This is a genomic window from Pseudomonas fluorescens (assembly GCF_002837185.1).
Lineage (GTDB): Bacteria > Pseudomonadota > Gammaproteobacteria > Pseudomonadales > Pseudomonadaceae > Aquipseudomonas > Aquipseudomonas fluorescens_AM.
In genome coordinates this window covers 63,043-77,183 of record NZ_KZ478003.1, presented here as the reverse complement: position 1 = coordinate 77,183, position 14,141 = coordinate 63,043, and the positions used below count along the sequence as shown (strand labels likewise).

Genomic DNA, 14,141 nt, shown 5'->3' with positions numbered 1-14,141 from the left:
ATCCTGCCTTGGAAACCCGGTCACCTGTGGAAGGGAGCTTGCCCCGGATAGCGGTGTGTCTGCCCACCCAGATGCACCTTGTAGCCGCCATCGGGGGCAAGCCCCCTCCCACATTGGGACCGCGTTTGGGTTAATTGACCGAAGCATTTTCACTCTGGCTGGCACGTCGCTTGGCGGCGGGCTCCAATGCTTGCTTGCGCTGCTGCAGGGCCTCCAGCAAACCGAAGTCCTGCGGGAAATCGTCGACCTGGATAGCGTGGTCGGCGTATTCCACGTAGCGTGCGAGCAACGCGTCTTCGTCGTCGCTGATCAGGTCCTGCGCCCGTGCCTTGACGCGCCAGCCGGTAAACGCCGTGGTCGAGATCGGCATTGGCTCGAGCAGGCCTTGCTTGATAGCGGGCTTGAGCCGTGCCTCGATCAGCTCAACCTGGGGCAACAGGCGCAATCCCAGCTCGCCGTAGGCCAGCTTGTCGATTTCCGGGCGGGGGATGTAGGAATTGGCCAGCAGCCGATCGCGGGTTTCACCGGGCGTCTGCACCACATCGGCGACCTGGGCCAGCAGGCGATCCGACGGTTTATGCAAGGGAATGCCGAACGGAAAACTTAAACCCCGCAGCACCGCGGCAGCGAGTTTCGAGGGGTAATTGTCGAGCACTTCAGCCAAGGCTTCATGGGCGCGCAGCAGTGCATCCTGGGCCGCCCAATGCACCAGCGGCAGGTCCGCCTGGGGCCGACCGTCATCCTCGAAGCGCTTGAGCACGCAGGACAGGATGTATAACTGCGAAAGAATATCGCCCAGGCGCCCGGTGATACTTTCCTTGCGCTTGAGGGCACCGCCCAGCACGCCCATGGAAATGTCCGAGACCAGCGCCAGCACCACCGACAGACGATTGGCCTGACGATAGTAGGACGCCAGCGCAGGGTAGGTCTTGGCCGGGGCAGACAGCAACCGGCCACCGGTCAGCGCATGCACCGCCGCACGCACGGTGTTGGCCAGGACAAAACTCACATGGCCGAACATCGCGCTGTCGAACGCCTCCAGTGCCTTGCGCCGATCCGGGTGGCGCGCCGCTTCCATCTCGCGGAACACATAGGGATGGCAGCGGATCAGGCCCTGGCCGTAGATGATCAGGCAGCGGGTCATGATGTTGGCGCCTTCCACGGTGATGGCGATCGGGCTTTGCTGATAGGCACGGGCCAGGAAGTTGTTGGGCCCCATGCAGATGCCCTTGCCGGCGACGATGTCCATGCCATCGTTGACGATCATGCGTGCACGCTCGGTGACGTGGTATTTGGCAATGGCCGAGATCACCGAAGGTTTCTCACCGGCATCCAGGGACGCCACCGACACCTTGCGCACCGCGTCACAGGCATACAGGTGCCCGGCCATGCGCGCCAAGGGCGCCTGCACCCCTTCGAACTTGCCGATGGGCAGGCCGAACTGCTTACGCATCGCCGCGTAGGCGGTGGTGCCACGCACCGCGACTTTGCCCAGGCCGACATTGGCCGACGGCAGCGAAATCGCCCTGCCCGCCGCCAGGCATTCCATCAGCATGCGCCAGCCGTTGCCGACTTGTTCGCGGCCGCCGATCACCCACTCCAGCGGAATGAACACGTCCTTGCCGGTGGTCGGTCCGTTCTGGAATACCGCGTTCAACGGCCAATGGCGACGACCGCTGTTCACACCCGGATGGGAGGTGGGAATCAACGCGCAGGTAATGCCCAGAGAACCGGCGGCACCGAGCAGGCCGTCCGGGTCTTCGGCACGGAACGCCAGGCCCAGCACCGTGGCAATCGGGCCGAGGGTGATGTAGCGCTTGTCCCAGGTCACCTTGAACCCCAGCACTTGCTCACCTTCGTGCAGGCCTTTGCACACGATGCCCACATCGGGAATTGCCCCGGCGTCGGAGCCGGCATACGGGCTGGTCAGCGCAAAGCACGGGATGTCCTCGCCCCGCGCCAGACGCGGCAGGTAGTAGTTGCGCTGGGCGTCGGTGCCGTAATGCAGCAACAGTTCGGCGGGGCCCAGGGAGTTGGGCACCATCACCGAAATGGCCGCCGCCGAGCAGCGGGTCGACAATTTCATCACCACCTGGGAGTGCGCATAGTGGGAGAAGCCCTTGCCGCCGTACTGCTTGGGAATGATCATGCCGAGAAAGCCCGCGTCCTTGGTGTACTGCCAGCCCTCGGGGGACATGTCCTGCCACACCTGCGTGGTTTCCCAGTCATTGGCGATGTCGCACAGGGTTTCTACTTCGTTGTCGAGGAACGCCTGCTCTTCGGCACTCAGGCTGGCCGGCGCGGCTTGCAGCAGGCGCTGCCAGTCAGGCTTGCCGCTGAACAGCTCGGCGTCCCACCACACCGTGCCGGACTCGATGGCCGCACGTTCGGTATCGGACATCGCCGGCATGATCGTACGAAACAGCACCAGGGCCTTGCTGGTCAACAGCACACGGCGCAGGGGTTTGATCGCCAGCACCACAGCCGGGAGCAGCACCAGCACCGCCGCGACGGTGACGCCGAATGCGGCCACCACGTTGAACAGATAACCGGCCGCCAACCAGACCAGGCCAGCACCCAGCCAGTGGGGGGCGCAGGCTTGTCGATACGCCAGGGCAATCGCTGCGGCGAAACCCACCAATAACCAGATAACCATGGGGATACCTCTACTTGATTCAGGGTGCGGCACCTGCGGCCGCTCGGATTGAGCGACGGCTTAGCGCCACACTACAAACTCGCAAAGACAAATTCAAATTTTGTTTTGAAATTTTTATTTAATTCTTTGGCGAAAAAATAACGGGCCGAGCGGGTCAGCCTGTCAAGTCATTAACGGGTTGCATCGGCACGCCTGCGCGACCTGTCAGCACAGGTCGCGCGCCATCAACGGTTCAGAACGCGTAAGTCGCTGAAAGGCTGACCACTTCACCCTTGGCGTCGGCTTTACCGTCAAGGGTTGCGCCACCCAGGCGATCCTGGTTGTGCGTCCTGAGCTTGGCCTTCTCGACGAATTGCCGCGAGTACGCGCCGTCGATGCTCAAACCGGGAACCGCGCGGATGTTGTAGCCAAAGCCCAGGGAGGCGAACACCCGATCCCCGTCTGGGATACGCGGGTCACGCGTAGAGTTGCGGGTCGGCGTCTGGTCGGTGGCGACACCGGCGCGGAACGTGAAGTCGTCGGTAAATTTGTAGTCGCCACCCAGTGACACCATCCAGGCGTCCTTGTAGTTATAGGGAATCGACACGAGCTGCGTGCCCTCGGACTTCAATGTCAGTGCCTTGAACGACGACCATTGAGTCCAGGTGACGCTGGCGCCCAGCGTGAGGCGATCATTGAACTGGTGGACCCAGTCGACGGAGGCGTTGGCGGGAACGTCCAATTGGGTGGAAGCCTTGGCGCCGTTGACGTTAAGGTCCAACCCCGGATAAGCCAGCGCCGGCAAGCCGCCTTCGATAAGTGACTTGTTCGCCTCGTCGGCATACAGGCTGTACTTGCCTTCGAGTTTATTTTTGATTTTCGCGTGGTAATTCAGGCCCAGGGTATCGAATTCGGTAGGCTTCCAGACCACCCCGGCAAACCAGCCGACCGAGGTGTTGTCCACCTTGACCCGCATCAGCGAGGAGCCGACGCCGGAAGGGAACGGGATACCGATTTCCGGCGACAAGGCTGCGGCGGAATACAAGTCCAGATTCTGGCTTACAAAGCCTTTGGTGTGCTGGACGATGGCGCCGGCACCTACCGAAAACTGGTCATTGACCTTGAACGACAGCGAGCCTGTGACACCTACCGTTTCAATGCGCGTATCAACGGCAAAGTCGCGACCGATCCAGTCTTCATCCCAGGTGGTGCGCGCACCCATCGGCACCACCTGACTCAGCCCGAACGCAAAACGGTCGTTGATCGGTACCACCATGAAGCCGGTTGGCAACCAGGCGGTAAAGCCCCCTTGCCCACCATCGCCGGTGCGCGGCGTGGAACTCAAATCCGTAGGGTCGACCGCCGCAGGCGCGTTGCCTGCATAGTCCGTGGCCGTGCCTTTGTATTTAACGTTGATGCGCGCGTAATCGACGGTAAATTGAGAAATTGTATGATCGATGAAAGCCATGCCGGCCGGGTTATTGTAGGCCGCGGAAGGATCATTCTGGAACAGTGAGCCACCCCCGAAGGCACGTCCCCATCCGGGAGCGCCGAAGGTCGGCGTGGTGAACCCACCGGCATGTGCGGGTCCCGTTGCCGTGATCAGGCCGCCGAGAATTGCCAGGCTCAACAACGTACGTGTCTGATGCTTCTTATTATTCATGCTCCACTCCTTATTGTTCTTATCCTCCGAGATCGGTTGTCCCGACCTGGCCTCCCGCAGCCAGTGCCCCTTGCGAGACACTGGCGTGTTTTAACGTGTGATCATCACGTCAAACGCTCACGGCATTTATGGGGTAACGGTAAAGGCCGGGCTTGGTGTAGCGGTCAGAGCAGTAATTTTGCAGGAGCCGACGGTTTGTGTGCTTGGCACCTTCAGCTGGTTGGTGGAGTTGTTGAAGCCGACATTGATGGTCACAGGCGAAGCGGAGCAATTGTTGAGAATCTGGAAATTCACGCCCGACACCGTACCGTTGAAGGCATCAGGGCCACCGCTTGCCACATTCAATGTCCACGGCAGGCCCAACAACTTGGGTACGCCACACAGCGAGTTGGAACCGTTGACCGTTGCGCCGGTGATCGAAGCGCTCGAGCCATCAGCCGCGACGGAACCAGTGAAGGCGATGTTGCAAGTCACTGGGAAGTTCAACGACGCGGGCGAAGTTACGGTGATCGAACCCGATGTAGAGAACGCCGTGCCGGCAGGCGCGATAGTGGCAGCGTTGGCCATCGACACTGCACCAAGGCTCAGGGCGAACGAAGTTGCACAAACGAGGGTTTTCAAGCTTTTCATTATTTTGCCTCACATATAATGGCGAGTTATTTCGCCTGGGATAATGGCCATGAACACGAAGTCACGATGAAACTGCAGAACTTCGCACCCCTGCCAAATTCAATTAAGTCCGACAAACTTATTCAACCACTTTGAAACCAGGCGGCATCTTGATCGACACCGTTTTAATCGTGCAGTCATCACCAATCGGTACATTGGCAGCCTCCAACTTGCCGGTGGCGTTATCCCACGTACCTACTGCGGTAGAAGGACCGCACTTGCCGCCCAGGCCGAAGGCATGCACATCCACGCTGATCTTCGACATCGCGCCGCTTTTTGTATCCTTCGCAATCAAGAGCCATGGCAAATTAATAGCTTCGACCCGACTGCACTTGAGCCCGCCGTCGAATGTCACCTTGTCGATATTGACCGACGTCCCATCGGCCGCCACCTTGCCCGCGACCTTGATGGTGCAGTCGGCACTGATCAACGCGCCCTTGGAAAAACTGATTGGGCCCTGGGCGGTAAATGCACTACCGGCTGGTTCGATACGGGCGGCCTGTGCCTGGTGACAGGCGATCAGGCCCAGCGCGGCCAAAACGACATTAACGGTGAACTTGATAGTGACACGAATTACTTGCATGTTTACGCCCTTCCCTTGAATTTATTTTCGTTGGGTAAACAACCGTCTTGCAAATAAGCTAACAAATAATCGACGTAGAAATCCTTATCGAAACACACTCGAAAAAGCGTTTTCTATTTCAAATTAAAACGGCTTGGCGTCGCCACTGTACTTAGCCAGATACTTCACGCGCTGTGACGGCTGAAGATTGGCCAGGGTTATATCGCCGGCATAATGATTCAATACACGATGGTCCATCCGTCGGCGCCACAAGTAAGGCACATACGCCCAGACAATCATACTGGCGTAGCCGTAAGGAAGTTGCGGTGATTCATCAAAGTGGCGCAGCGACTGATAACTACGGGTTGGATTGGCATGGTGATCGGAATGCCGTTGTAACTGGAACAAAAAGATATTCGTCACAATCCGGTTGCTGTTCCAGGAGTGACGCGGCGAACACCGTTCATAACGACCGTTGGGCAACTTCTGCCGTTTGAGGCCGTAGTGCTCGACGTAATTGACCACTTCTAACAGTGAGAAACCGTAGATGCCCTGGATAATCAAAAACGGGATCACTGCCGCCCCCAGCCAGGCAATCATTGCGCCCCAGAGCAGCACGCTGTACATCCAGGCGCTGAGCACGGCGTTCTTCCAGTGCCAGGCCGGCAGCCCGAGTTTGCGCAGGCGTTCACGCTCCAGGTTCCATGCCGAGCGTGCGCTGAACCACACCGAACGCGGCAGGAAAGCCCAGAAGCTTTCACCCAGGCGCGAGCTGGCCGGATCTTCCGGTGTGGCGACGCGCACGTGGTGGCCCCGGTTGTGTTCGGTGTAGAAGTGGCCGTAGAAGGTCGGCGCCAGGGTTACCTTGGCCAGGAACACTTCCAGAGGCTTGGGCTTGTGGCCCAGCTCATGGGCGGTGTTGATCGCAATACCGGTGGCAGCCCCGGTGGACATCGCCATGCCCAGATACGTGAACCCACTGACTTGACCGTGCAACTCGGTGCGCGCGGTCATGAAGGCGGCGGTTTTTGCCAGCCAGTTGGAAGGATCCAGCGTGGCGGTTGCCTGCACAAGCCCGCCGCGAATGATCCAGTCAATGCCGCCGGCGGCGAGCCAACCGGTGATGACCACCGAGGCGATCACAAACAGCACGCCGGTGTAGACGATCCAACGGTAATAGCGTTGGGATTCGAGATGGCTGACGGCAGACTCGGGCGGGTTGCTGACATCCTCACCCAGCAGGCCGTCGATCAAGGGGATCAAGCCGAAGATGACCAGTACACCGACCCACCACAGTTGCTGGATACCGGTGCCGATCGCCAAGGCACCCGAGAGCAAGGGGGTCGCCAGCGGCATGATGCCCAGCCACCACAGGTACCGCTTGCCGTCGGCCCACACGCCTGGAACAGTCAGAGCGGGGTTCATGGCAACCTCCGAGTGCATCCGAAGGCAGAAAAGGCAGTGACGCAGCGCTGAGCGCTGCGAGAAATCGACCATGCGATAAAAGGCGTTCTTTTCATTATTTTATTCGCTCTTAGGCATTTCAAAAACTGTTTCAAATTGGACATTGAAATAATTTTTTTAAATAAATAGCGCGGAATCGTTAGGTCGTCAACTAGTTTATCCAGGCCTTTTTTCCGTGACCGAGCAGTCTCTTTTTCAGACCGTTGGCCAGGTGTCTAGGGCAAGCGTTGACGCGCTGGAACCGCGAACGAAATGGCACGATTATTTGCTCGCCACGGCGAACGGAGGATGCAACACAGTGGCGGCCTGTACAGGTCGAACCCGCCTGGCGACCTGCTCGACCAACGCCACCACGCGCTCGGTGGCGGTAATTGGCAGCATGTGCCCACGGTCTTCCACGACCTGCAGCTTCAGCCCAGACACCTTGCTGGCCAGGCCCTGGCCATGTTTTTGAAAGTCGAGCACTTTGTCACGCGTGCCGTAGATAAGGCCGATGGGCAGCGTCAGCTGCGGGTAGCGCGTGACCATGTCCGGCAAGTGATCATTGACCCGGTTGATCTCGGTGGACGCTGCGTAGAAGTTGTCGGGCCGCATCCCCAGCAGGCCACCGCCGCGCGTGGCGAAGTCCGGCGGGGCGGCATCGGGGGCGAACACGCCCTTGACCACCGCCCCCTGGGTCAACAGGCCGACGGGCATCGTCAAGGTGCGCGACATCCAGCGACACAGCCAGGCAGGGCGCACCGCCAATGACAGGAAGACCAACGGCAGCATGCGCTGGGGATGGGTCAAGGGCGCCACCAGGATCAAGCCCGATACTGCGTGGGGATGATCAAGGGCCAAGGCCAGGGCAATCGCCCCCCCCAGGGAATGCCCAAGCACCAGCGGCTTATCCAGGTCGAGGGTCTTGATGAAGGCGGCAATCTGGCGAGCCTGGGCCGGCAGATCCGCCGCCGTGCCACGCTGCCGAGTGGAGTAGCCCGAGCCTGGCCGGTCCACGCTGATAACGCGAAAATGCTCACGTAACTGACCGGATAACGCGTAGGTCAGGTTACGGCTGCTGCCCATCAGCCCGTGGACCATCACCAGCGCCGGGCCTTCGCCTTCTTCTACATAGTGAAAGCGCTCGCCATCCACCTCGACAAAGCGCCCATTGATCGGAACAGCCGTTTCGATGCGCCGTGTCATCCAGGCACTGAACACCCACAACACAGCGCTCGCGCCTATCACCACACCCGCAGCGACAACCCACTCGACAGCCATAGCTCGGTCCTCTGCTTCCCTGCTGCTGACGACCTGACCGGGATTGATCGAGGCCTCAACTTTCGCGCTTACCTTGGCCCCAACCTCTATGCGCGTCTGTCGGACAAGTCGCATGTATCGAACAAGACCCTGGCGCAGGCGAAATTTTCAGGTAGATTATTTAAAATCTTTTTTAAAATAATTAATTCAATTTTTCTTTGCAATGGTGTTCTATCTAAAACACACAACAAAAAAACGGGAGCACATCCGATGCCCAGAAAGGACAACCTATGAATGCCCACAGTGACAACGTCGACATCGCGATCATCGGCTCAGGCTTCGCCGGCCTGTGCATGGCGATCAAACTCAAGGGAGCCGGGTTCACCGATTTCTTTGTCGCCGAGCAGGCCGACAGCCTGGGCGGCACGTGGCGTGACAACCACTACCCCGGCTGTGCCTGTGATGTGCAGTCCCACGTGTATTCGTTTTCCTTCGCACCCAACCCGGACTGGACGCGCCAATTTGCTCCCCAGGCGGAGATTCGCGCTTACCTGGAGCACTGCGCGCAGCGTTTCGAGCTGGCGCCGTACCTGCGCTTCGGCATGGGCTTGCAGCGGGCGGTGTTCGATGATCAGCAACAGCGCTGGCGACTGACGTTCAGCGATGGCCGCCAGGTCAGCGCGCGCGTGCTGGTGTCGGGCATGGGCGGGCTGTCGCGCCCGGCACTGCCGGACATCCCCGGGCTGGACAGTTTCAAGGGCAAGCGTTTCCATTCGCAGCTGTGGGACCATGACTACAGCCTGAAGGGCAAGCGCGTGGCGGTGATCGGTACCGGCGCCAGCGCCATTCAGTTCGTGCCGCAGATTGCGCCGCACGTCGCGCACCTGGACCTGTTCCAGCGCACACCGCCCTGGATCATGCCCAAACCCGACCGACCTGTCTCAGGTGTCGAACGCTGGCTGTTCAAGCATCTGCCGTTTACCCAGAGGCTGGTGCGCGGCGCCTTTTATTGGGCGCTCGAAGGCCGCGTGGTGGGCTTTGCCCTGCACCCGCGTTTGATGAAGATGGTGCAGAAAATCGCCCTGCGCCACCTGCGCAAACAGGTGGCCCGCCCTTCCCTGCGCAAAGTCCTGACACCGGACTACACCATTGGCTGCAAGCGTGTGTTGATCTCCAACGACTACTACCCGGCGTTGTCACGCAGTAACGTCGCGGTGGTGACCGATAACGTGCTGCGCATCGAAGCCGATGGCGTGATCACCGCCGACGGCATCAAGCACCCCGCCGATTGCCTGATCTTCGGCACCGGGTTCCAGGCCGCCGATCCTCTGCCCCGTGACTGCATCATCGGGCGCAACGGCGTCGACCTGATGGACACCTGGCATGACGGCGCCCACGCCTACAAAGGCACCACGGTGCCGGGCTATCCCAACCTGTTCCTGATCGTCGGGCCTAACACCGGCCTGGGGCACAACTCGATGATCCTGATGATCGAGGCCCAGGTCACGTACATCCTTGACGCGTTGCAACAGATGCAGCGACAGCGCATCACCATGGTGGAGGTCAACCCCGCCGTGGAGCAGGCCTACAACGAGCACTTGCAAGGCAAGCTCAAGCGCACCATCTGGAACACCGGCGGGTGCCGCAGCTGGTACCTCGACCCGCGCACGGGCAGGAACACCACGCTGTGGCCCGCCTCGACGTGGCGCTTCAAGCAGATCACCCGGCATTTTGCGCTCAAGGACTACCTGGTCAGCCGGGCGCCGGTTGCATCGGTGCCGCGTCCGGAGCCAACCCCTCATTGCGCCACAGAAGGCAGCCTGTCATGAAGTCATTCAACGGCCGCGTGGCGGCGATCACGGGAGCGGCCTCTGGCATGGGCCGCGCATTGGCCCTGGCCCTGGCACGGGAAGGTTGCCACCTGGCCCTGGCCGACAAGAACAGCCAGGGGCTGGAGCGCACCCTGGACTTGATCAGGGCTTCGACCCTGTCACCGGTGACCGTCACCCTCCAGGTACTGGATGTAGCAGACCGCCAAGCCATGCTGGAGTGGGCGGCGCGTTGTGCGGCCGAGCACGGCCAGGTCAACCTGGTCTTCAACAATGCCGGCGTGGCGCTGTCGAGCACCGTGGAAGGCGTGGACTATGCCGACCTGGAGTGGATCGTCGGCATCAATTTCTGGGGAGTGGTGCATGGCACCAAGGCGTTCCTGCCTTACCTGAAGGCCAGTGGCGACGGGCATATCGTCAACACCTCGAGCGTGTTCGGCCTGTTCGCCCAGCCTGGCATGAGCGGCTACAACGCCAGCAAGTTCGCGGTACGCGGCTTTACCGAAGCGCTGCGCCAGGAGCTGGACCTGCAACGCTGCGGCGTCTCCGCCACCTGCGTGCATCCCGGCGGTATTCGCACTGATATCTGCCGCAGCAGCCGTATCGACGCGAACATGACCGGCTTTCTGATCCACAGCGAACAACAGGCGCGCACCGATTTCGAAAAGCTGTTTATCACCGACGCCGATCAGGCCGCCAAGGTGATCCTGCAAGGTGTGCGCAAAAACAGGCGCCGCGTTCTGATCGGCCGCGATGCCTATTTCCTCGACCTGCTCGCCCGTTGCCTGCCGGCGGCTTATCAAGCGCTGGTGGTGTTTGCCAGCAAGCGCATGGCCCCCAAGCCACGCACGCCCGAGTTTGAAACCAACGACGAGCCTCGCCTCTGAACAGGAGTACGCCCCATGTTGCCGATTCGCCGTGATATCCGCTTCGCCCTGCCCGCCGGGCGCATCACCAACTGGCATGAGCAAGGCCCGTTCGTAACGCACTTTTTCAATGCCCTGTCGCTGCTGTTTCCCCAGGGCGAGCTGTTTTTCATGGACAGCGTGCGCCATTACCGCACCCGCATCGACGATCCGGATCTGAAGAAGGAAATCCAGGGCTTCATCGGCCAGGAGGCCATGCACAGCCGCGAACACGTGGCCTACAACGAGCTGCTGCAAGCAGCGGGCCTGCCTGCGCACCGCCTCGACCGGCGCCTGAAATTCTTCCTGGACCTGCAGAAGAAACACCTGCCACCGTCATTCAATCTGGCGGTGACCATCGCCCTTGAGCACTACACCGCGATGCTCGCGGAGATCCTGCTGAGCGACCCGTCGCGCTTTGGCGATTCACTCAAAGGCTACCGGCAGATGTGGTATTGGCACGCCCTGGAAGAAACCGAACATAAGGCAGTGGCCTACGATGTGTGGAACACGGTGATCAAGCCTGGGCCCGGGCGCTACCTGTTGCGCACCGGCACCATGCTGTTTACCACGGTGCTTTTTTGGCTGGTGGTGTTCGACTTCCACGTGCGCCTGCTGATTGCCGACCGCAAGTCGGGTGGGCATCTGAAGGGGTTCTGGCGCATGCTCAAGTTTCTGTACGGCCCCAAGGGCGTGTTTCCACGCATGCTGCGGCCCTGGCTGCATTATTTCAAACCCGGATTTCATCCCTGGGATCATGACAATCGCGCCCGGCTGCAGGGGATAGATGGGCTGGTCGAGGAGATTGAACAGACCAATCGAGCCTACGAGGCCGCCTAGGCGGCCTAGGCGGCCTAGGCGGCCTGAAAATGTGGGAGCCCACCCGCTTCCACACTCACACCGGGGCCGCCTTGCCCGCTTGATCAAGCCAACGCGGCCCGCTCACGCACAAACTGCGGCATCTCATCCCCCGGCAACGCCCTGCTGAAATACCATCCCTGAATAAACAACTCGGCGCCCGTATTCAGGAACGCCAATTGCTCGGCGGTCTCGACCCCTTCCACCACCACGCCCAGGTTCAATGCCTCGCAGAAACGCAGCATGCCCGTCAGCACCTGCGCGCCCTTGGGATCGTGCTGGGCGACCACGAAGCTGCGATCGATCTTGATGAAATCGACCGGAAACTGGTGCAGGTAGCTCAACGCCGAAAATCCGGTGCCAAAATCATCGATATACACCTTGGCCCCCAACGCCTGCAGTTTGCCAATGGTCTGACGGGTGGCCTGGATATCGCTGACCAGCGCATCTTCAGTGATCTCCACCGACACCCAGCCGTGGGCCTGGGCGAGGATCTCCACCAGGCGATCACCATAGGCCGCGTCCTTGAGCGTGAAGCTGGACACATTAATGGTGATGGGCAATTCAAACCCGGCCTTCTTCCACTTTTGATGTTGGCGCACGGCCTGGGACGCCACCCACACGTCCACGTCCGGCATCAACCGCGCCTGCGCCAGCCATTGCAGGAACTCCCAGGGCGAATGCACCGTGCCATGAGCGTCCCGGGCCCGCATCAAGGCTTCGCAGCCGGTGCACAGGCCGGTGCGGGTGGAGACTTGTGGCTGAAATTCAAGATAGAAATCGTAATCGCTGATCTGCTGGATGCGGCTCAACTCAACCGCCTGGCGGGCCAGGGTGCGATGGGACGCCAGGATCGGGTCGAACTCCAGCAACCGGCCTTTCTCCTCAAGGCCGCGAAAGGTCATGTCCAGTGACTTGAGGTACACCGTGCCGCCCTCACTGGCCTGGCGATGAATCGCCCGTACATAAGGCGCATACACCAGCGTGCCCAGGCCCAGCAGCACCACCTGCAGCACCACGGCAGCGATATCGCCATGGGTGCTGAGGTAAGCATTGAGCAACACCGGCGCGGTAAACGGCACGCTGGCCACTGCGGGTGACACCCAGCCCAGTTGCACCACTGCCAACGCCGCCATCCCATTCAACGCCGGCACCAGCAGAAACGGGATGAACAACCGCGGGTTGAGGATGATCGGCAAACCGAACAACAGCACTTCGCTGACATTGAATAACGAGAGCGGCAAGCTGGCCATCGCCAGCAACCGCATGGACCGGCTCCTGGAAAACAGCAGGATTGCCAGGAGCAGGCACAATGCGCTGCCCGACCCGCCGATAAACGCGAAGCTGCCCAACAGGCCACTGTTGAGCAGGTAGCGGACCGGCTCGCCCGCAGCCAGCGCCGCACCGTTGAGCGTCACGGCCTGATCCAGCACATCGAACAGCGGCTGCAGGGCGTACACGCCGTGAATGCCAAAAAACCACAACAGCGAGTTCATCAAGGTCACGAACAACCCGCTGCCGTAGGGCGCCTGTAACGCATTGAGCACCTGCGGCCCCTGCAGCTGCGCCACGTAGGGGATCTGCAGCAGCAACGACAGCACCACCACCAGTGCCAACGCGCTGATCACGCCGGGCAACACCATGTTGATCGTGCCTTTGAGGTTGTGTCCGATCAGGTCTTCATGGACCAGGCGTGTCCAACGAAAACGGTGCAGCCAGGCAACGGCAGGCACATTGATCAGCGGCGAAGCGATGGCAATGAACAGCAGAAAGGTGGCTGAAGCCCGAGGGTAGTCACGCAAGAGAAACGTGGCCACCACCACATGGGTCAGGCACAAAAAAGCGATCGGCAGCTGTGGCAAGCGGTGCTGAATGGCTAACATATAACCGATGGAGGCTGCGACGAGCAGCGGGATGACCGAGCTGATGCGGTCATGCAGACCCGCCAGGAAGCTGACGGTCTGAGGGCTGAACCCGAGCATCCTGGCGCACTCGGACAGGATAAGGAAACCGGCGGAGACCAGCAGGCAGGGCAGGATCCACAACAAGCCCTCCCGAATCGCACGCAACGACTCGATACTGGCCAGGGCCGCCAAGCGCTGGGTCAGGAATAGTTTGAACAGCGTTTGCGCCATGAGCCGCCCTCTGCCCGTATTCACGGGTTCTGGAGATCAGCGCCGGAATACGCGTCAACGCTACACGCCCTGATGCTCGGAGCGAAAGCTTTTTGCCATCGCCACTGGCGCTTTCGGCGAAAAACTCGGAGACATCGGAAAATACCCACATAAAAAATCGAACTTTCTGATGTATTCCGCTC

At 60.4% G+C, this 14,141-nt stretch carries 10 protein-coding genes; 3 read left to right on the top strand and 7 right to left on the bottom strand.

Annotated features, from left to right (window positions below; genetic code table 11):
* Nucleotides 1-130 precede the first annotated feature (130 nt).
* From CIB54_RS18005 to CIB54_RS17975, 6 genes are all read right to left on the bottom strand, one after another.
* The gene (locus CIB54_RS18005; RefSeq protein WP_101220523.1) at nt 131-2,656 is read right to left on the bottom strand and encodes an acyl-CoA dehydrogenase; all 2,526 of its coding nucleotides are present in this window, start codon (nt 2,654-2,656) and stop codon (nt 131-133) included.
* Between the two features lie 232 nt (nt 2,657-2,888).
* Complete coding sequence (locus CIB54_RS18000; protein ID WP_101220522.1) at nt 2,889-4,298, bottom strand: outer membrane protein transport protein; 1,410 nt, start codon at nt 4,296-4,298, stop codon at nt 2,889-2,891.
* A gap of 126 nt (nt 4,299-4,424) precedes the next feature.
* A complete protein-coding gene (gene praB / locus CIB54_RS17995; protein WP_198557199.1) occupies nt 4,425-4,928 on the bottom strand; it encodes an alkane oxidation protein activator PraB in 504 nt (167 codons plus the stop codon).
* A gap of 118 nt (nt 4,929-5,046) precedes the next feature.
* Nucleotides 5,047-5,550: an alkane oxidation protein activator PraA gene (gene praA, locus CIB54_RS17985; protein WP_420094161.1), complete on the bottom strand. Its 504-nt coding sequence runs from the start codon at nt 5,548-5,550 to the stop codon at nt 5,047-5,049.
* Nucleotides 5,551-5,673: 123 nt separating this feature from the next.
* On the bottom strand, nt 5,674-6,954 hold the full coding sequence (locus tag CIB54_RS17980) for an alkane 1-monooxygenase (protein WP_101220520.1): 1,281 nt from the start codon (nt 6,952-6,954) through the stop codon (nt 5,674-5,676).
* A 300-nt stretch (nt 6,955-7,254) separates the two neighbouring features.
* A complete protein-coding gene (locus tag CIB54_RS17975; protein ID WP_101220519.1) occupies nt 7,255-8,253 on the bottom strand; it encodes an alpha/beta fold hydrolase in 999 nt (332 codons plus the stop codon).
* Between the two features lie 269 nt (nt 8,254-8,522).
* On the opposite strand from CIB54_RS17975, the gene CIB54_RS17970 reads away from it, so the two are divergent.
* The 3 genes from CIB54_RS17970 to CIB54_RS17960 are packed head-to-tail and all read left to right on the top strand — an operon-like array spanning nt 8,523 to nt 11,806.
* The gene (locus CIB54_RS17970; RefSeq protein WP_101220518.1) at nt 8,523-10,061 is read left to right on the top strand and encodes a flavin-containing monooxygenase; all 1,539 of its coding nucleotides are present in this window, start codon (nt 8,523-8,525) and stop codon (nt 10,059-10,061) included.
* Nucleotides 10,058-10,948 (top strand): SDR family NAD(P)-dependent oxidoreductase, encoded by an 891-nt coding sequence (locus tag CIB54_RS17965; RefSeq protein WP_101220517.1) that lies wholly within the window; start codon nt 10,058-10,060, stop codon nt 10,946-10,948. Before CIB54_RS17970 ends, CIB54_RS17965 begins: the two co-directional genes overlap by 4 nt.
* 15 nt (nt 10,949-10,963) lie before the next feature.
* Nucleotides 10,964-11,806 (top strand): metal-dependent hydrolase, encoded by an 843-nt coding sequence (locus CIB54_RS17960; protein WP_101220516.1) that lies wholly within the window; start codon nt 10,964-10,966, stop codon nt 11,804-11,806.
* Between the two features lie 83 nt (nt 11,807-11,889).
* Here the strand turns inward: CIB54_RS17960 and CIB54_RS17955 are convergent, their stop codons facing one another.
* Entirely contained in the window at nt 11,890-13,959 is a 2,070-nt protein-coding gene (locus CIB54_RS17955; RefSeq protein ID WP_101220515.1) for an EAL domain-containing protein, read from the bottom strand.
* Between the last annotated feature and the right edge of the window lie 182 nt (nt 13,960-14,141).